This is a genomic window from Salinicola corii, from assembly GCF_008298015.1.
Taxonomy (GTDB): domain Bacteria; phylum Pseudomonadota; class Gammaproteobacteria; order Pseudomonadales; family Halomonadaceae; genus Salinicola; species Salinicola corii.
Genome location: NZ_VTPX01000005.1, coordinates 53,513 through 72,644, shown reverse-complemented (window position 1 = coordinate 72,644; position 19,132 = coordinate 53,513). Strand labels below are relative to the sequence as shown.

Genomic DNA, 19,132 nt, shown 5'->3' with positions numbered 1-19,132 from the left:
CAGCGCCAACCAGGAGATCGACGATGAACATGGTGACCGATGCGCCTCATGACACGGCCCGGCAGGCAGCGCGCCGGGATCTGGCGGCCGCCTACCGGCTGATCGCCCACTTCGGGCTCGACGACAGCATCTATACGCATATCTCCGCGCGGGCCGAGGCCGGCAAGGAGCACTTCCTGATCAACCCCTACGGCTATCGCTTCGAGGAGGTGACCGCGGCCAATCTGGTCACCATCGATCTCGAAGGCAACGTGATCGACGATCCAGAGGGCGCGGGGGTCAACAAGGCCGGCTTCACCATCCACAGCGCGATCCACGAGGCACGACCGGACGTGCACTGCGTGCTGCATACGCACTCGGTGGCCGGGGTGGCGGTCTCCTGTCTCGAAGAGGGGCTGCTGCCGCTGAACCAGTGGTCGATGGAGTTCCATGGCCGCACCGCCTACCACGACTACGAGGGCATCGCGCTGGATCTGGCCGAGCGCGAGCGGCTGGTGGCCGATCTCGGCGACAAGCCGATCATGGTGCTGCGCAACCACGGCATGCTGGTGTGCGGGCGTACCGTGGGAGAGGCGTTCAAGCGGATGCACAATCTGGAGCGCAGCTGCCAGGCACAGCTGGCGCTGATGGGCAGCGGCATGAAGGTTCGGCGCGTGGACGATGCGCTGGCCGAGCATACCGCCCGGCAGTATGAACAGTGGGATTCGGATCACGGCGTCACCGACCACGATCCGGAGTGGGACGCCTACCTGCGGCTGCTGAAGCGCATCCAGCCGGACTTAGAGGGCTGAGCATGGCGCGGACGATTCAAGGCGTGCTGCTGGGCTCCCCGGAGATCATGCGCGACTATATCGCTGCCTTCGAACGCACGGCGCCGCATATCCGTCTGGCGCTGCCGCAGGAGGTCGTCGACCCAGAAGCGGTGACGCTGGCGCTGGCGTGGGACCCGGGTGCCGACGATTTTCGGCCCTATCCCAACCTGCGCCTGGTGTCGTCGATCGCGGCCGGCGTCAACGGCATCCTGGCGAGTGCGAGCCTGCCTGGGGACGTGCCGCTGATGCGCATTGCCGGCGAGTCCCAGGCGCAGATGATGGCGGGTTTCGTGACTTGGCACGTGCTGTGGCACCACCGCCGCTTCGGCGACTATCTGGCCAATCAGCGCCAGCGGCACTGGCAGCGGTTGCCCAAGCGCGATGCCGGCGATGTCCGCATCGGCCTGCTGGGGGCGGGCAAGATGGGTGGCGCGGTGGCGAGGGCGCTCACGGCGCTGGATTATGACGTCGCGATCCACTCCCGCAGCGGGCGCAATCTGCCGGCTGGCGTCGAGGGCTTCAGCGGCACCGACGGTCTCGAACGGCTCGCGGCGCGCAGCGACATCCTGATCAATCTGCTGCCACTGACCGCTGAAACCCGCGGTATCCTGAATGCCGAACTGTTCTCGCGGCTGCCTTCGGGGGCGGCGCTGGTCCATGTCGGTCGCGGCGAGCACCTCATCGAGGCCGACCTGCTCGCGGCGCTGGAGAACGGCCAGCTTTCGGCAGCCTCGCTGGACGTGTTCGCGATCGAACCGCTGCCGCAGGCTCACCCGTTCTGGCATCACCAGCGGATCGTGATTACGCCCCACGACGCCTGCGATTCGACGCCGAACCAGGTGGCTCAAGAGGTCGCCGAAGCGATGGCGCGGATGGGTGACGGCCAGCTGCCGGCAAGCGTCGTGGATCGCCACGCGGGCTATTGAGGATCAGGTGGACTGCGGATGACAAGGACAACATCGATGAAGACCTTCTTCCACGACGACCAGTTGCTGCACCAGCCGCAGACCTATTTTTCCCGCGGCAAGATGCGCCAACCCCAGGAAGTTCGCGACCGCGCCGAGCACCTGCTGACGGCGGCCAGACGTCTCGGCTTCGAGATTCAGACGCCTCCGGATCGTGGCGTCGCGCCGCTGCGCGCGGTGCACTCGCTGCCCTACCTGCGCTTTCTCGAGAGTGCCCATCGACGCTGGCACGATGTCAGCGAGAACGGGGGCGAAGATTGGGGCGAAGAGGTGATCTCCAGCATCTTCGTGCGCTCGCCCAATGCGCTGCGCGGGATTCTCGCCGAAGCCGCGCGCTATCTGGCGGATGGCAGCGCCCCGGTGGGGGAGCACACCTGGCAGGCGGCTTACTGGGCGGCCCAGAGCGCGGCGGCCGGCGCCGAAGCGCTGCTGGCGGGCGAGCGCTTCGCCTATACGCTGTCGCGCCCGCCGGGGCACCACGCCGGCATCGACTCCGCCGGGGGCTTCTGCTTTCTCAACAACGCCGCCATCGCGGCGCAGCATCTGACCTCGCGCTATCCGCGCGTCGTCGTGCTCGACACCGACATGCATCACGGCCAGGGCGTGCAGGAGATCTTCTACGAGCGCGATGACGTCATGTACATCTCGATCCATGGCGACACCACCAACTTCTACCCGGCGGTCACCGGCTTCGAGAACGAGCGCGGGCGCGGCGCGGGGCTGGGTTACAACCTCAATCTACCGATGCCCCACGGCTCACCCGAAGCGGTGTTCTTCGAGCGTCTCGAACAAGCCTGCCAGGCGATTCGTCTGTTCGAACCGGATGCGCTGGTACTGGCGTTGGGCTTCGATATCCACGAGAAGGATCCCCAGGCCAGGGTGTCGGTCTCCACGCCGGGATTCGGCAAGCTCGGTCGCGCCATCGCCGGTCTCGACCTGCCGACGCTGGTGGTGCAGGAGGGCGGCTACTACCTGGAAGGGCTCGAGGCCAACGCGGTGAGCTTTTTCGCGGGGCTGTTGAAAACATAGCTGCCCGCGATGGCTTCTACAGATTCTGCACCCGGAAGTCCCCCGATCGGTCGACTTCGTCGCCGGCGACCATGAAGCGGCCATGGCCGCGGTAGTGGAGCGTGCGGGGAAGCTCGATCGAAGTGTCGACATGGGCCTTGACGATCTCCCAGATGAACAGCTCGTGGCGGTCGATCTGGCTGTCGTCGGCCAGACGGCATTCGAAGCTGGCGTAACACTCGGCGACCAGCGGTGCCGAGACGATCTCTCCCTCCTCCGGTGTCAGACCGAAGGCATCGAACTTGTCGATCGCGTCGCCGTCACTGTTGCCGACACCGACGACCGCGTCGACGAGCTCGAGCGTGGGCACGTTGATCGTGCATTCGCGGCTTTCGCGCACCAGACGATGGCTGTGGTTGCCGGCGGTAATCAGGCAGCCGAAGTGTGCCGGCGCGAAGCCGAGCATCATGTGCCAGCCCATCACCATCAGATTGCGTTCGCCCCGCCAGTGGGAGCCGACCAGCACGATCGGCCCCGTTTCCAGATGGCAGCGGCATTGGTCCAGCGGAAAATCGGTCTTCGACGGTCTCAAGCCAGGTACCTCTCGGCCGATACTGTGGCTTCAGCATAGACCACCGACATCGATGACTCGCATACCGGTTATCGACGCCTTCAATTTTTCGTCACAGTCGTGTGGTTATATCCTCCGTGTCATTCCCCCCGATACCCCCCATTCAAGGAGAAGCAGCGTGAAGATTTCAGGGCGCATCAAGGCGTTGATCGTTATGGCCGTGGTTGTCTACGTGCTCGCGCACGTGGTTCGCGCCATGCTGTCGACGATGCTGCGTTCGAATGTGCTGCTGCATCCGTTGCGCCGGTCGCCGGCATCGCCGCGACGCACCCCGCGGCTCGAGAGCGACGAGGCCGAAACCCTGAAGCACTGCACGCGCTGCTGATGATCGCCGAGTTGTCGGCATGAAAAATCCTGGCTGATGGCCAGGATTTTTTTGCGCTGGTGATGAACGCGGTTATGGCCTGGCGGCGAGCCAGCCATCGACGAGATCGCGGTTGGCGGCGATCCACTGTGCCGCACCCTTGTCCGGGTCGCCCGTGTTCTCGATTTCCAGCATCAATTGGGACAGCTGTTCCGGTGTCATGTGCCAGGCATCCAGCATCGCCTTGAGCCCGGGGTTGTCATCGCCGAAACCGTGGTGCGATACCCACTTGATCTGCTCGCCGGCGCTGAAGGTCTTCTTCGGATCGTCGAGAATCTTCAGATCGTACTCGGCGAATGCCCAGTGCGGTTGCCACAGGGTGACGGCAACCGGCTGCTTCTCGCGATACGCTTCCTTGAGCTGCGCCATCATCGCCGATTCGCTGCTGCTGAGCTGACGGAATGGCAGTTGATACTGTTCGATGGCAGCGTCGGTCTCGTCGGCGATGGTCGAGCCGGGCTCGATGCCGAAGATCGTCGGCTCGCCCTGATACTCGAAATCCTCGGCATGACGCTCGAGATCGGCAACGGAATTGATATCGTCGACGTAGGATGGCACGACTAGCGCGTCGAGAGCATCGTCGTACCAGGTGCCATGGAGATCGATGCGATCGCTGTAGGGTTCGATGAACGAATTGTCGCTCGGCAGCCAGACTTCCAGCGAGATGTCGATATCGCCCGCCGCCAGCCCGCCGAACAGGATCGGCTTGGAGACTTCGCTGAGCGAGACATCGAATCCCTTTTCACCGAGCAGTTGCTGCCACATGTGGGAAATGGCGATATTCTCGGCCCAGTTGTTGGTACCGATGGTAATCGGGGTATTCGCCGCGCTCACGGCACTCATGCTCATGCCGGCGATGAGGAGACCGCCACCGACCAGTAGATTTTTGAAAGGGGACATGCGACATCCTTTTTGGTTTATTGATGTTGTTGTCTGAAAAGGTACGGTAGTGACTGGGGTCACGCGTCGAATGTTTATATAATGTATATACATTAATTTCAATGCTTCGATCATCGTGTCAGCCGTGTCATGCAAGCGCGGCTGAAACAGATGACCCACTATCGGATCGAGACGCGTATGACCTTGTCGCTGGAAACCGTTCACTGCTTGCCATGGCGCAATCTGGAGGCGGTGCGCTGGAAGAATGGCGGTGGTACGACTCGTGAAGTGGCATGCGATGCCAGTGCCAGCGAGCCCGGCTGGCGCCTGTCGATTGCCGATCTGGACCGGGCCGGCCCGTTCTCTTCTTTCAGCGGTTGGCAGCGCTGCTTTGGCGTGCTTGGTCGTCATCCCGTCACGCTGGCCTTCGGTGACCGCGAGGTTGGGCTATCGCTCGCTGAGTCGGTCGTTTTCTCGGGAGGCGAACCCGTCGACTGCCGCTTGCCAGAAGGCCCCAGCCTGGCGCTGAACCTGATGTTCGATCCAGCGCGATGGGATGGCAGCATGAAGCCGTGCCACTGGGATGACGTCGTCTGCCCCAAAGGTTGTGAGGCGGCTTGGTTCGTGCTGGCCGCCTGCCCGACGCAGCCGAGTCAGGGCGGATGTACCTGGATGGCAGGCGATACGCTGGTTTTGAAAAGCCATCCCGCGAGGCGCAACGAACGATGCTTCGATGCCCCTGCGCCTACGGTTCTGGCAGACACGTCCGTTGCCGGTTTTCTGATCGCGATCTACCCGGCACAGCTATCATCGAAGGAGCGTAAGTGAGCCCCCAGCCTCCACGTTACAAAGTTATCAAGCAGTATCTGCTCGACAGGATCCATAGTGGTGAGTTTCCCGTGGACCACCAGATCCCGCCAGAGGAGGCGCTGGCGGAGACATTCGGCGTCAGTCGCATGACCGCCAATAAAGCGATCCGCGACCTGGTGCAGGAGGGGTATCTCTGGCGCCAGTCGGGTATTGGTACTTTCGTTGCCGACCGCCGTTCCGAATCGCCACTGGTCGAGATCAACAATATCGCCGACGAGGTGCGGGGACGCGGTCACGAATATGCCAGCCGTGTGCTGACATTGGAGAGCGTTGTGGCTGACGACGAGATTGCCATGCGCATGGGGGTCAAGGTTGGCACCAGGCTCTATCACTCGCGCCTGATTCATCTCGAAAATGGTCGGCCGATCCAGTTGGAGAATCGTTACGTCAACCCGCGTTGGGTGCCGGCCTATCTGGAGGCTGACTTTCACCGCCACACGCCCAATGAGGTACTGGTAGCGGCTTGTCCTATCAGCGATATGGAACATATCGTCGAGGCGATCCTCCCGGACATCGAGATCGCCTTACAACTCGATGTCGCAGAAGCCATGCCGTGTCTGAGCGTGCGACGGCGCACTTGGTCCGGCGATCGCCTGATCAGCTACGCGCATCTCATCCATCCCGGTGACCGTTACAAGCTGCGTTCCATGGCGCACGCACCAACGGCTTGAGTCGGTTGGACAGTGGCCGCGGTTTCAACTGACCCAGGCAGCGACGAGATAGCCGGCGGGAACCGCAAGCGCCACACTCAAGAAGGTGCGCTGAAACCAGATCACCAGGATCTTTCCCACCGACAGCGGAATCTGCGTCGACATGATGCAGGGAATGGACGCGGAAAAGAAAAGGATCGTCGATACCGACACGACCCCAGCAGCGAAACGCGCCGGCAACGAGGCATCCGCCATCAGCAGGGCGGGCAGAAACATCTCCGCCATGCCGGACGCCACTGCCTGGGATAGCTCTCGCGCTTCCTCTAGTCCGAACAGCGCGATCAGCGGATAGAACAGAAGGCCCAGCCATTCGAACACCGGCGTGTATTTGGCCAGCAGCAGTCCGAGCAAGCCCACCGACAGAATGGTCGGGAGAATACTCATGGTCATCAGCAGGCCTTCCTTCAGGTTGGTCACGACGCTCTCGCCGAGTCGGGGCGCGCGGTCCGCTGCCTTGAGGCCTTCTTCCCAGGCATGGCGTAGACGAGAGCCGGAAAATGTCTTCGCCTCCGCGACTGCCACGCGATCATCCATCCGCGCCAGCGGAGGCAACCGTACACTGATGGCGGTAACGATGAACGTGATCAGTAGGGTGATCCAGAAGTAGAGATTCCAGATCGCCATCAGGTCGAGCGTTCGGGCGACGATGATCATGAAGGTGGCCGAGACGGTCGAGAAACCTGTGGCGATGATGGCCGCTTCACGCGCCGAATATCGTCCGGCCCGGTACACGCGGTTGGTAATCAGCAGCCCGATCGAGTAACTGCCGACGAAAGACGCCACCGCGTCGATTGCCGATCGCCCCGGCGTACGCCATAGCGGACGCATCAATGGCTGACAGAGCACGCCGACACTCTCCATGAGCCCGTAGTTGATCAGCAACGCCAGAAAGACTGCGCCGACGGGAACGATCAAGCCCACCGAGATCACCAGTTTATCGAACAGAAAAGGCAGCATGTCCGGTGCGAACAGTGCCTCTGGGCCGATACCGCTGATCGCCATGCCCGCGACCAGCGTGCCCATCACCTTGAAGAGCGTCAGAACGGCTTCGGTTCGGCTCTGCCGCCAGCGTCCGGTGTAGAGCGGATGGATGGCCCCGGCGACGATAACGGCCAGTGCAAGTAAATTGACGCTGGAGCCAAGACCATGACGAATGGCCGTCACCAGATGATCGAGCAGTATCGTGCGGGTACCGGCGATCGATATCGGAACGAAGAAGATGAGAATGCCGAGTGCGCTCGGCATGATCATTTTTGCCCGTGTTCGCAGCGTGGGCTCGAAAGGCTTATCGGTCGTATCCATCGTCGTTACCGTTGTCGATTATTGTATTGGCGAGCGTGGGTATCGTTGCGTGGGGCCTCAGGCGAGTGTTTTGAGCAGTGCACCCAGTTCGCGTCGATTGACGTCATCCAGCGCATGCCGGTGATCACGGATTTGCCAGTGACCGGCGACCATGACGTCGCGAATCTGCGAGCGGGACCCCCCGAACAGCCAACGCCCGAGGCGCGAGGCGTCGTCGCTGGCGGCAAGATCGGGATCTTGCCCATCGAGCACGAGCCAGTCGGCGCGCTTGCCGACCGCCAACTCTCCGATCGGCTGCCCCGAGGCGAGGGCGCCGCCGGTCACCGCCTGTCGGTAGAGCCAATCGCCTACCCCTCTCCGCTCGACGTCATGCAGTACGTTCCTCCGGTGTGTCATCAGACGCTGACCGTATTCGAGCCAACGTAGCTCCTCGACCACATTCCGCGAGACATGACTGTCCGAGCCGATGCCCCAGCGCCCGTCTAGCTCAGCGTAACGCGCCGCGGGGAAGACACCGTCGCCGAGGTTGGCTTCGGTGGTGGGGCAGAGACCGACCACGGCACCGCTGGCGGCAATACCCCGCACTTCGGCGTCGTCGAGATGGGTGGCATGAATCAGACACCACCTTGAGTCGAGCTCGACGTTGTCCAGCAGCCACTGGACGGGACGTTGGCCGCTCCAGGCGATGCTTGCCTCGACCTCTTTCACCTGTTCGGAGATGTGGATGTGACGCGGGCCGGCGGGATTGGCTGCAAGCACCGTTTCGATCTCCTCGAGTGTCACCGCGCGGAGCGAGTGCAGCGCCGTGCCCAGGCACAGACGCGGGTTCTCGGAGCACCGTGGTGTGAGCTGCGCCAGTAATTCGAGGTAGGTTTCCGGCGAGTGGATGAAACGCCGCTGGCCGTGGCTGGGTGGTTGACCGCCGAAATCGCTGTGGGCGTAGAGTACCGGCAGCAAGGTCATGCCGATTCCACTGGCATCCGCCGCTTCCAGCAAGGCATGCGACATCGCCGCCGGGTCGGCATAGGCGTGGCCCTGCGGATCGTGATGCAGATAGTGGAACTCGCCGACTTGGGTGTAGCCCCCTCTGAGCAGCTCGACGTAGAGTGCGCGTGCGATAACGCCCACGTCTTCAGGTGTGAGGCGATCCACCAGGCCATACATGTGGTTACGCCAGCTCCAGAAACTGTCCGCCTTGTCAGAGGCGATCTCGGCGACACCGGCCATGGCGCGCTGAAAGGCGTGAGAGTGGAGGTTGGGCATGCCGGGCAGCACGGGTCCGCCGAGGCGTTCCGCCTCGTCTGCAGTGGCATCGGCGGTCACGTTGTCGATGAACCCTCTGTCATCGACACGGATCCGTACGTCGTGTCGCCATCCGTCGGGCAGCAGTGCGGCAGTAGCGAAGTAGGTCTTTGGCATCCCGGGCCTCTTTGGTGCAATTTATTGTATATACATATAGCGTGTCCGGTGGCAGGATTCAAGCGTCTCGATCTGCATTGTTTTGGTGCGGTTAATGCCCATTTATGCACCATAATTGGAGAAATCAGGAATTACTCGATTTTTGATGACACACTTGGCTGCCGACATTTGACAGGGTAATGTATATACATATTCAATGGTAGAGCTCGCCGTCTCGGCCAACGTTCTCGTCCCGTTATCGACTGCCCGGAGTACTCATGACTCATTCTCGTTTTCGTGATATCGACATTCGCGCCCCTCACGGTTCGACGTTGACTGCCAAGAGCTGGTTGACCGAGGCGCCGATGCGCATGCTGATGAACAACCTCGACCCGGACGTGGCCGAGAACCCGAAAGAACTGGTCGTCTATGGCGGCATCGGCCGCGCGGCACGCGATTGGGAATGTTTCGACGCGATCGTTGCCACGCTGAAAACGCTCGAGACGGATGAAACGCTGTTGGTGCAGTCGGGTAAGCCGGTCGGCGTGTTCAGGACGCATGCCGATGCGCCGAGGGTTCTGATTGCCAACTCCAACCTGGTTCCACACTGGGCCGACTGGGAGCATTTCAACGAGCTCGATGCCAAGGGGTTGATGATGTACGGCCAGATGACCGCGGGCTCGTGGATCTACATCGGCTCCCAGGGCATCGTTCAAGGGACCTACGAGACGTTCGTCGAGGCGGGGCGCCAGCATTACGACGGCAAGCTCGCCGGGCGCTGGATCCTGACGGCGGGGCTCGGCGGGATGGGCGGCGCGCAGCCGCTGGCGGCAACGTTGGCGGGCGCCTGTTCGCTCAACATCGAGTGCCAGCAATCACGTATCGACTTTCGCCTGCGTACACGCTATGTCGACGAACAGGCGGAAGATCTGGACGATGCCCTGGCCCGGATAGAGCGCTACACCGTCGAAGGCAAGGCGGTTTCCATCGCCCTGCATGGTAATGCGGCTGAAATTCTGCCTGAACTGGTACGCCGTGGCGCACGCCCGGACATGGTCACCGACCAGACCAGTGCCCACGATCCGCTCAACGGTTATCTGCCGGCCGGTTGGCGCTGGGAGGACTATCGCGCGCGTGGCAAGACCGAGCCGCAGGCGGTGGTCAAGGCGGCCAAGGCGTCGATGGCCGAACATGTGCGCGCTATGCTGGCGTTTGCCGAGCAGGGCATCCCCACCTTCGACTACGGCAACAACATCCGCCAGATGGCGCAGGAGGAGGGCGTTGCCAACGCCTTCGACTTCCCAGGCTTCGTTCCCGCCTATATCCGGCCGCTGTTCTGCCGGGGCATTGGCCCGTTCCGCTGGGCCGCGCTGTCCGGCGATCCGCAGGACATCTACAAGACCGATGCCAAGGTGAAGGAACTGATCCCCGATGACGCGCACCTGCATCGCTGGCTCGACATGGCACGAGAGCGCATCAGCTTCCAAGGGCTGCCGGCACGTATCTGCTGGGTCGGTCTGGGCCTGCGCGAGAAGCTGGGGCTGGCGTTCAATGAAATGGTGCGCAGCGGCGAGCTCTCCGCGCCAGTGGTCATCGGTCGCGACCATCTCGACTCCGGTTCGGTGGCCAGCCCCAACCGAGAAACCGAGAGCATGCAGGATGGCTCTGACGCAGTTTCCGACTGGCCGCTGCTCAACGCGCTGCTCAACACTGCCAGCGGTGCCACCTGGGTCTCGCTCCATCATGGTGGCGGCGTCGGCATGGGCTTCTCTCAGCACGCTGGCATGGTGATCGTCTGTGACGGCAGCGACGACGCGGCTCGGCGTATCGCTCGCGTTCTGCACAACGACCCGGCCACTGGCGTCATGCGTCATGCCGACGCGGGTTATGACATCGCCATCGATTGCGCCAGGGAGCAGGGTCTCGACCTGCCAATGGTCAAGTAACGCATTCGGGCCGGCAGCCGCATTGGGGTGCCGGTTTCCGCGAGACCCCGACTGCTGATATCACCCACTCGTCGTGGGCTTACGCGCCGTTCTAAACCTTCATCTCAGGGTATAAAAATGTCAAAACCCGCACCGAAAAGCATCAAGCTCAGCGTGTTCATCCCGACGTTCTTGATCGTTGCCGTCGCTGCGATCATCGGTCTGGTCGATAACGAACTGCTGATCGACGTCACACAGGATATTTTCTACCTGACGCTTTCCGACTTTGCCTGGCTCTATCAACTGGTCGCCGTGTCGGCTCTGGCCGTGGTCGGATACGTCTTCTGCTCGAAGGTGGGCAATATTCGTCTCGGCGGGCCGGATGCGAAGCCGAAATTCTCGCTGATGTCGACCTTCGCGATGGCGCTGACCGGCGGTATTGCGACGGGGGTCGTGACCTACGCCGTCAACGAACCCATTATCTACATGGGTAATGTCTACGGTGAAATCGACAATCAGGGCTTCGCGCCGGGTAGCGGCGAGTCGGCGGTTTTCGCGCTGGCACGCAGCTTCCACAACTGGAGCTTCATTCCCTACGCCATGTACGCCGTGGTCGGCATGATGATCGCCTACATGCACTACAACCGCCGTCAGCGATTCTCGATATCCGCGGCGATCTCTCCGATCATCGGTGATCATCATCGGCGACCGACGGTCACCGCCATCATCGACATCGTCTCGGTACTGGCGATTGCGCTCGGTCTGGCTTCATCGTTGGGTGCCGGCGTCGCTCTGATTGGCTCAGGGGTGCAGGAGGAATACGGCATCAGCGTTGGCCCGACGACCTGGCTGGTGCTGGTGGCCATCATCACGGTGATTTTCATTGCCTCCTCGGTGTCGGGGCTCAAGCGCGGCATCCGCTACCTGTCTTCGCTGAACGCTTATCTCTACTACGGCATGCTGGCTCTGTTGCTGATTATCGGGCCGGTGGTCTACATGCTGAACCTGTCCACCACCAGCATCGGATATTGGCTGAACAACTTCTTCACCTGGTCTTTCGACACCAAGGAGCTGGGCGGTGAAGCGCTGGTGACCTGGTGGACGATGTACGACTGGTCGATCTGGATCGCCTACGCGCCGCTGATGGGCCTGTTCCTGGCGCGCATCTCCTACGGGAGGACGCTGCGCGAATTTCTGATGATCAACTGGGTTCTGCCGGCGATCTTCGGCATCGTCTGGTTCACGGTCTGGGGCGGCAGTGCGATCAAGTGGCAATTGGACGGCACGCTCGATCTGGCCTCGATCATCGATCAGGATGGCGCCGTGGCTGGCTTGTGGGGCTTTCTGCATCAACTGCCGCTAGCCTGGTTGCTGGTGCCGGCCACGATTCTGGCGCTGATTCTGTCGTTCGCCACGGCAGCGGATTCCATGTCGGCGACCATCGCCACGATCTGTACTCGTGGCATGACCGCCGAGGATGAATCGCCCACCTTCCAGAAGATTCTGTGGGGCGTGTCGATCAGCGTCATCGCCTACGTCATGGTTGCCTTCGGGGGTGGTGAGCAGGGCGTCGATGGCATCAAGTATCTCGCGGCGGCGGGTGGCTTCTTCGTGGTCTTCCTGTTCGTTCTCGTGCTCGCCGCGAGCGTCAAGGCGCTGATCTACGGACGTGAAAGCGCCATCGCCACGGCGCTGCCCGAGGACGCGGCCAGCGGCTCCACAACGGCGATCGAGGGTTGAGGCGATGAAGACCGTCACGCTTGGCAACGAGACAGTTTCCTGGCGCGCCATCGTCGACGTGGCCCGCCATGGCGCGCAGTTGGCGCTCCATGAAGGGCGCTGGACCAAGGTCCGAGAGGCTCGCCAGGCCGTGGAGGCGTTCGCTCGGGAGGAGACGCGTTATTACGGCATCAATACCGGCCTCGGTGCGCTCTGCCACGTGCGCCTGGCGCCGGACCAGCTCCAGCGTCTCTCCTACCACACCCTGATGAGTCACGCCTGTTGCGTCGGTGCCCCCCTGCGCGACGATCAGGTCCGCGCGATCATGGCGACCGCCGTGGTCAATTACAGCCACGGTCATTCGGGAATCAGTCCCCAGATCGTCGAGCGGCTCCTCGACTTTCTCAACCATGGGGTGACGCCGGTGGTGCCGGGACAGGGCTCGGTGGGGTATCTCACCCACATGGCGCATATCGGCCTGGCGATGATCGGCATCGGCGAGGTTCGCCACGAGGGCGGCGTCATGAGCGCCGAAGCAGCGCTGGCGCGGATCGGCAAGGCGCCGGTGACCTTGGGCGCCAAGGACGGCTTGAGTCTGGTCAATGGCACCCCGGCCATGACGGGGTTGGCCTGCCTGGCACTGGATGGCGCCAATCGCTTGAGCGCTTGGGCGGACGTCGGCGCGGCGATGAGCTTCGATGCGCTGGGTGGTCAACTGGCGGCGTTCGATGCCGATGTCCTCGCACTCAAGCCCCAACTGGGTATGCAGATCTGCGGCGCCACCCTGCGCGAGCTTCTGCACGATAGTCCGTGGCTCGCTGCTCGACGCGGCGGGCATCTGCAGGACGCCCTGAGTCTGCGTGCCATCCCTCAGGTCCACGGCGCCTGTCGCGACCAGCTGGCACACGCGGCACAACAGATCGACCGCGAGTTGAACAGCGCCACCGACAATCCTTTGCTGCTGAAGAACGCCGAAGGCTACCGGGTCGTTTCGCAAGCCAATCCCCATGGCGAGTCGATCGCCCTGGCCTGCGACCAGTTGGCGATGGCGGTGGCGGAATGGAGCGCGATATCGGAGCGGCGCATCTACCGTCTCGTGACGCCCGAAGTGAGTGGTCTTCACAGTGGCCTGCCGCCGTTTCTCTCCGCCGAGAGCGGGATGAAGTCCGGGCTGATGATCGCGCAGTACACGGCCGCTTCGCTCGCCGCCGACAACAAGCGCCTGGCGCAGCCGGCGGTGATCGACAACTACCTGACTTCCGCACTGCAGGAGGATCACCTCAGCCTCGGCGACAGCGCCGCGCTGAAGCTGGATGCCGCGCTGGACAACGCCTTTCGCATCATCGCCATCGAGTGGCTGTGCGCGGCGCAGGCCTTCGATCTGCTGCCGAGCGAGCGCTTCGCGACCGGTACCAGCGCGGCATGGCGATGGCTGCGCGCCCTGGTCGACATCTACGAGGAGGAGCATCCGCTCTCCCGGGATATCGAGCGAGCCTTCTCGGCGATGCGCTCCGCCGCGATCCCAGAAGCCGTGGCGACGACCCTGAGTGGTCCGCCGGAAACGCGCGCCCTCACCCTGACGTAATCATCCCCGACCGAATGGAGGCAATCGCCCATGACCCAGCTCTGGCACCACTGTCACGCCATCACCATGGCTGACGGCCGCTACTCCCTCATCACTGACGCGGCTCTCGTCATTGTCGATGGGCGGATCGACTGGATCGGCAAAGCCGACGATCTGGCCGCGCAGGCGTTCGATGCCATCCACGACCTCGGTGGTCGCTGGCTGACGCCGGGGCTGATCGACTGCCACACCCATCTCGTGTTCGGGGGCGACCGCAGCGGTGAGTTCGAGCAGCGTCTGGAGGGTGTCGACTACGAGACGATCGCACGTCAGGGCGGCGGGATCGTCAGCAGTGTCAGAGCGACCCGGGAGACCGACTTCGAGACGCTCTACGCGAGTGCCGAAGCGCGAGCGCGGCTGCTGCTGGCCGAAGGCGTTACCACGCTCGAGATCAAGTCCGGCTACGGTCTCGATCTCGACAGCGAACGGCGCATGCTGCAGGTCGCCCGCGAACTGGGCAAACGCCTGCCCGTGACGGTAAAGACGACTTGCCTCGCCGCCCACGCCCTGCCGCCGGAGTATGCCGAGCGCAGCGATGACTACATCGAGCTGGTGTGCGAGACGATCCTGCCGACGCTGGCGGGAGAGGGGCTGATCGATGCCGTCGACGGCTTCTGCGAGGGCATTGCGTTTTCTCCGGCACAGATGCGGCGGGTATTCGAGACGGCACGCCGGCTCGGCCTGCCGGTCAAGCTGCACGCCGAGCAACTGTCGCGCCTGGGGGGCTGCCAGCTGGCGGCCGAGTTCGGCGCGCTGTCGGCCGATCACGTCGAGTACGCCAACGACGACGATGCACGGGCCATGGCAGCCAGCGGCACCACCGCCGTGCTGCTGCCCGGCGCGTTTCTGACGCTGCGGGAGACCCGGGTGCCGCCGATCGAGGCGTTTCGCGAGCACGGCGTCGCCATAGCGCTGGCCAGTGACCTCAATCCCGGCACCTCGCCGGTGCTGTCGCTGCGGCTGATGATGAATCTCGCTTGCACGCTGTTCCGCCTGACGCCGGAGGAGGCCTTGGCGGGAGTGACACTCAATGCTGCCAGGGCGCTGGGTATAGACGAGACCCACGGTTCGCTCGAGGTTGGCAAGGTAGCCGACGCAGTGGCGTGGGACGTGACCGGGCCGGCCGAGTTGGCTTATTGGATGGGAGGACAGTTGCCGGTGACCCGGTTCAAGGCAGGACGGGAGGTGCAGTCATGACACAGAGTTATCGGCTTGTTCGGGGTGACACGCCGCTACTGATCTCCATGCCACATGCCGGTGTTCGTCTGGCGCCAGGAATGGAAGGAAATCTGGAGGCGCGAGCACGTTCGCTGCTGGATACGGACTGGCATATCCCTAGGCTTTACGATTTTGTCGAAACGCTGGGCTGCAGCCGCTTGCAGGCCGAATACTCCCGTTACGTGATCGATCTCAATCGACCGGCGGATGACACCCCGCTCTACGCTGGTGCCACCACGGGTTTGTTCCCCGAGACGGACTTCGACGGCCAGCCACTCTACCAGGGGCAAGGGGAACCCTCTCCCGAGGCCCGTGCCTGGGCGCTGGAACACGTTTGGCGGCCTTATCACCAAGCGCTGAGAGCCGAGCTCGAACGACTGAGGCAGCGCTTTGGCTACGTTGTGCTGTTCGATGCGCACTCGATCCGTTCGCGGGTACCACGCCTGTTCGAGGGACAACTACCGGATATCAACCTTGGCACGTTCGATGGTGCCAGCTGTGATCCGACGCTGGCAGAGCAGTTGCAGACGATCTGTAAGGGGCAGAATGACTACACTTGGGTGATCAACGGTCGCTTCAAGGGTGGCTATATCACGCGCTGTTATGGCAATCCCGCCGATTACGTGCACGCGGTACAACTCGAGCTTTCCCAGGCTACCTACATGGACGAGCCCGAGAGCGATCAGGCGTATGACGCCGCATCTTTGTTTCCTTATCGGGCGGCACGTGCCGGATGTGTTAAGCCGGTGCTCGAGCGGCTGCTGCTCGCCTTGACGCAGTGGCGGCCGCCACAGTGCTAGCATTCGTTTGACGATGGCTGGAACCCGTGACGGTTCATTCTCATGGCTGGGGTCGGCCATGAAAACGCCCGCGCGCCTGACGACGGCGCCGGCACTGGGCATTGGTAAGCCCTACGGCTCGATACTTGGACGATGTAATGAAATCTCGGTGAGGGGTTATGGTTTTTATTTGTATATACAAATAATCTCAAATATTGAACTCATGCAATGACCTCCATGACCTCGTTACGAGGACAGCTTGATTGCTGTTGCAGCTCCACTGAAAGAGTGATTGTATATACATAGTGGTCGCGTTGAAGCTCCACCGCAAAGACAACAATAATCAAATTGCCGGCACCTCTCAGCAGTGAGTGGCCGACATGGAGGTAGCATTACATGAGTTCCTTTGCATCAGCTCCTTCGTATCGGCTCCTCCCTGATACGTTGCCACTCGATGTTGACGATGTCGCGGCTATCGCCTGCGGAAAAGCCTGGTTGACCGTCTCTCCCGAGATCGAGTCTAGACTCGCGGCGGCGCGTTGGGTCGTCGAACGCAGCGTTGCGGAACAGTTACCCACCTACGGATTGACGACCGGCTTGGGCGCTGGGGTCGATACGACACTGGACGCCGACGATTTGGTTGCATTCCAGAACCGGGTTCCCCTGGCACGTTCCGTAGCTGTTGGTGACAGTGTGCCACGCGAAGCCGTCAGAGCGATGATGGTGGCAAGGGCCTGCGGGTTGGCGGCAGGTGGCAGTGGCGTTTCTCCGATCGTGCTGACCCGACTGATCGACGCCATCAATGCGGGCTTTCATCCAGTCATCCCTCGGCACGGCTCGCTGGGGGCGGCGGACCTGGCACAGCTTGCGCAAATGACCCGGGCGCTGATGGGGGATGGCCGAGTGGAATGGCAGGGCCAGGTGCTCGATGCCGGGGAGGCACTCGCCCGCGCTGGTCTCGTACCCCTGGAGTTGGGCCCCCGGGATGGGCATGCCCTGGTGGCTGCCAACAGCTTCTCGGTTGGCCAAGCCTGCTTGCGGCTGGCGGATATTGGGCGTTTGCTGGATTGGTCCTGTCTTGCCGCCGCCCTGAACTGCGAAGGTTTCCGCGCCAACACCAATGCCTTCGATGAACGGGCCATGGCGGTTCGCCCGGCCTTTGGTCAGCGGCAGGCAGCCTCTCGATTACTCGCTCATCTTCGCGGTGGTGAGCTGATGGCAGAAGGGACTGCGAGGAAGCTTCAGGACCCGCTCAGTTATCGTTGCCTGCCGCAGATTCTGGGCGCTGTCATGCACGCGCTCGACGAAGCGCGCGAGGCGACGCGTATCGAGCTGGCAAGCGGCGGTGACAACCCGGTCATCCTGGCGGATGAGGCACTGGTGCTACCGAACGGCAACTTCGATACCACAGCCTTTACATTGAGTTGGGCGCGGCTTGCTCTGGCCATAGCGCAAAGTGCCAATGCCACCGCTCATCGCATCATGAAGCTGATGTCGCCGCACGATTCCGGATTGCCGCGTTTTCTCACTCCGTTGGGTCAGAGTCGTACCGGTTTTGCCACTGTGCAGAAGACCGTCTCGATGCTCGAAGCGGAGATTCGTCACTTCGCCGCTCCTATGCCAATGTCTGCCATCCCCGTCGCTGATGGAGTCGAGGATCATGCCTCACTTGCTCCCAGCACGTTGGCGAACGTCGCGGAAGTCGTCGAGCGCATGCGCTGGCTGGTGTCGATCGAGTTGGTGGTTTCCGCCCAGGCGGTGGATTTGCGTAGTGCGTCCAATGCCCTCGGTCATGGTACCCGGAAAGCCTTGGCTTTCGTGCGCGAACATGTCGCTGCCTTGCATGAAGACAGACCTCACAACTGTGATTTCGAAACGATCAATCGTTTGATAACAAAACAAATTTCGCCGACGGCTGATCTGGATCCATAACTCACCTCACACGACAGCAACAATAACGCTCCAGGAGGAAAACAATGAAAACATTCATTATTCCGATGGCTTCAGCATTGGCTTTGACATCGTCGCTGACCACGACACAGGCCATGGCAGACCCGATCGTGGTCGGCAGCAAGAACTTCTCGGAACAGTACATTCTCGCCGAAATCTATGCCGAGCTACTCGAGAATGCCGGCTATGAGGTCGAAAGGAAGATCAATCTTGGCGGTACGCTGATTGCCCACCAAGCCATCACCTCGGGGGGCATCGATCTCTACCCGGAGTATACCGGAACCGCGCTGACATCGGTGGTCCATGGCACCATCTCGACCGACGAGCAGGTGGTTTACGACGAGGTTAGCGACTACTACGCGGACCAATTGAACCTGCGCTGGCTTGCGCCGACCGGGATCAATAATGGCTATGTGATCATCATGCGTGATGAAACAGCGAAGAAAGACGGCCTCGAGTCTCTATCGGATCTGGCCAGCGTCGCTGGCGACATGGTGTTCGGTGGGGGGCCGGAGTTCCCCGAGCGCGCCGATGGCCTTCCCGGGCTCGAGCGGGTCTATGGCGCTACGTTCAAGGAATTCCGGCAATTCACCAATCTTGGCTTACGTTATGACGCTCTGAACCAGGGAGATATCGACGTCTCCAACGGTTATGCCACCGACTGGCAACTCGACAGCGGCGATCTCAAGGTACTGAATGACGACAAAGGACTGTTCCCTCCTTATTACGTGGCGCCGGTAGTGCGTCAGGAGGTGCTCGATGCGCATCCGGACATCCAGGAAATTCTGGAGTCGGTCGGTTCCCATCTCGATAACTCCATCATGCGTCGACTCAACGCGAAATTCGAACGGGATCATGAGGAACCGGCCGATATCGTCGCTGATTTCCTGCATGAGGAAGGTCTCGTCGATTGACCGGTTTCGGCTTCCGACAGAGCATCCATTTTCAAGCCACTATCTTTAAGAACCTCGGGAACAA

The 19,132-nt window shown here is 62.0% G+C and carries 17 protein-coding genes; 13 read left to right on the top strand and 4 right to left on the bottom strand.

The window, feature by feature from the left end:
• Window positions 1–23: 23 nt before the first annotated feature.
• The 3 genes from F0A16_RS10640 to F0A16_RS10630 are packed head-to-tail and all read left to right on the top strand — an operon-like array spanning window position 24 to window position 2,806.
• Entirely contained in the window at window positions 24–791 is a 768-nt protein-coding gene (locus F0A16_RS10640; RefSeq protein WP_239023788.1) for a class II aldolase/adducin family protein, read from the top strand.
• A 2-nt stretch (window positions 792–793) separates the two neighbouring features.
• Window positions 794–1,738: a 2-hydroxyacid dehydrogenase gene (locus F0A16_RS10635; RefSeq protein ID WP_149435379.1), complete on the top strand. Its 945-nt coding sequence runs from the start codon at window positions 794–796 to the stop codon at window positions 1,736–1,738.
• A 36-nt stretch (window positions 1,739–1,774) separates the two neighbouring features.
• Window positions 1,775–2,806 carry a histone deacetylase family protein gene (locus tag F0A16_RS10630; protein WP_149435378.1) on the top strand — a complete coding sequence of 344 codons (1,032 nt, stop codon included), beginning with the start codon at window positions 1,775–1,777 and terminating at the stop codon, window positions 2,804–2,806.
• A gap of 16 nt (window positions 2,807–2,822) precedes the next feature.
• Here the strand turns inward: F0A16_RS10630 and F0A16_RS10625 are convergent, their stop codons facing one another.
• Window positions 2,823–3,377 (bottom strand): flavin reductase family protein, encoded by a 555-nt coding sequence (locus F0A16_RS10625; RefSeq protein ID WP_149435377.1) that lies wholly within the window; start codon window positions 3,375–3,377, stop codon window positions 2,823–2,825.
• Window positions 3,378–3,534: 157 nt separating this feature from the next.
• Between F0A16_RS10625 and F0A16_RS10620 the strand changes: the two genes are divergently transcribed.
• Window positions 3,535–3,741 carry a hypothetical protein gene (locus tag F0A16_RS10620; RefSeq protein ID WP_149435376.1) on the top strand — a complete coding sequence of 69 codons (207 nt, stop codon included), beginning with the start codon at window positions 3,535–3,537 and terminating at the stop codon, window positions 3,739–3,741.
• Between the two features lie 72 nt (window positions 3,742–3,813).
• Here the strand turns inward: F0A16_RS10620 and F0A16_RS10615 are convergent, their stop codons facing one another.
• Window positions 3,814–4,680 (bottom strand): glycine betaine ABC transporter substrate-binding protein, encoded by an 867-nt coding sequence (locus F0A16_RS10615; protein ID WP_149435375.1) that lies wholly within the window; start codon window positions 4,678–4,680, stop codon window positions 3,814–3,816.
• Between the two features lie 129 nt (window positions 4,681–4,809).
• On the opposite strand from F0A16_RS10615, the gene F0A16_RS10610 reads away from it, so the two are divergent.
• Window positions 4,810–5,487: a HutD/Ves family protein gene (locus F0A16_RS10610; RefSeq protein WP_149435374.1), complete on the top strand. Its 678-nt coding sequence runs from the start codon at window positions 4,810–4,812 to the stop codon at window positions 5,485–5,487.
• On the top strand, window positions 5,484–6,200 hold the full coding sequence (gene hutC / locus F0A16_RS10605; RefSeq protein WP_149435373.1) for a histidine utilization repressor: 717 nt from the start codon (window positions 5,484–5,486) through the stop codon (window positions 6,198–6,200). The genes F0A16_RS10610 and hutC overlap by 4 nt, the downstream gene beginning before the upstream one ends.
• Before the next feature lie 24 nt (window positions 6,201–6,224).
• Here the strand turns inward: hutC and F0A16_RS10600 are convergent, their stop codons facing one another.
• Together F0A16_RS10600 and F0A16_RS10595 are read right to left on the bottom strand one after the other, a co-directional pair.
• On the bottom strand, window positions 6,225–7,541 hold the full coding sequence (locus F0A16_RS10600; RefSeq protein ID WP_149435372.1) for a YjiH family protein: 1,317 nt from the start codon (window positions 7,539–7,541) through the stop codon (window positions 6,225–6,227).
• A gap of 57 nt (window positions 7,542–7,598) precedes the next feature.
• On the bottom strand, window positions 7,599–8,960 hold the full coding sequence (locus tag F0A16_RS10595; RefSeq protein ID WP_149435371.1) for a formimidoylglutamate deiminase: 1,362 nt from the start codon (window positions 8,958–8,960) through the stop codon (window positions 7,599–7,601).
• A 257-nt stretch (window positions 8,961–9,217) separates the two neighbouring features.
• Between F0A16_RS10595 and hutU the strand changes: the two genes are divergently transcribed.
• From hutU to F0A16_RS10560, 7 genes are all read left to right on the top strand, one after another.
• Window positions 9,218–10,885, top strand: coding sequence for a urocanate hydratase (gene hutU / locus F0A16_RS10590; protein ID WP_149435370.1), 1,668 nt, complete (start codon window positions 9,218–9,220; stop codon window positions 10,883–10,885).
• 117 nt (window positions 10,886–11,002) lie between these two features.
• Complete coding sequence (locus tag F0A16_RS10585) at window positions 11,003–12,604, top strand: BCCT family transporter (protein ID WP_187775976.1); 1,602 nt, start codon at window positions 11,003–11,005, stop codon at window positions 12,602–12,604.
• Between the two features lie 4 nt (window positions 12,605–12,608).
• A complete protein-coding gene (locus F0A16_RS10580) occupies window positions 12,609–14,168 on the top strand; it encodes an HAL/PAL/TAL family ammonia-lyase (RefSeq protein ID WP_149435369.1) in 1,560 nt (519 codons plus the stop codon).
• A gap of 30 nt (window positions 14,169–14,198) precedes the next feature.
• Window positions 14,199–15,404 (top strand): imidazolonepropionase, encoded by a 1,206-nt coding sequence (hutI, locus tag F0A16_RS10575; protein WP_149435368.1) that lies wholly within the window; start codon window positions 14,199–14,201, stop codon window positions 15,402–15,404.
• Complete coding sequence (gene hutG, locus F0A16_RS10570) at window positions 15,401–16,225, top strand: N-formylglutamate deformylase (protein ID WP_149435367.1); 825 nt, start codon at window positions 15,401–15,403, stop codon at window positions 16,223–16,225. The genes hutI and hutG overlap by 4 nt, the downstream gene beginning before the upstream one ends.
• Window positions 16,226–16,600: 375 nt before the next feature.
• Window positions 16,601–18,136, top strand: coding sequence for an HAL/PAL/TAL family ammonia-lyase (locus F0A16_RS10565; RefSeq protein WP_149435366.1), 1,536 nt, complete (start codon window positions 16,601–16,603; stop codon window positions 18,134–18,136).
• Window positions 18,137–18,180: 44 nt separating this feature from the next.
• Entirely contained in the window at window positions 18,181–19,068 is an 888-nt protein-coding gene (locus tag F0A16_RS10560) for a glycine betaine ABC transporter substrate-binding protein (protein ID WP_149435365.1), read from the top strand.
• The last annotated feature ends 64 nt before the right edge of the window (window positions 19,069–19,132 follow it).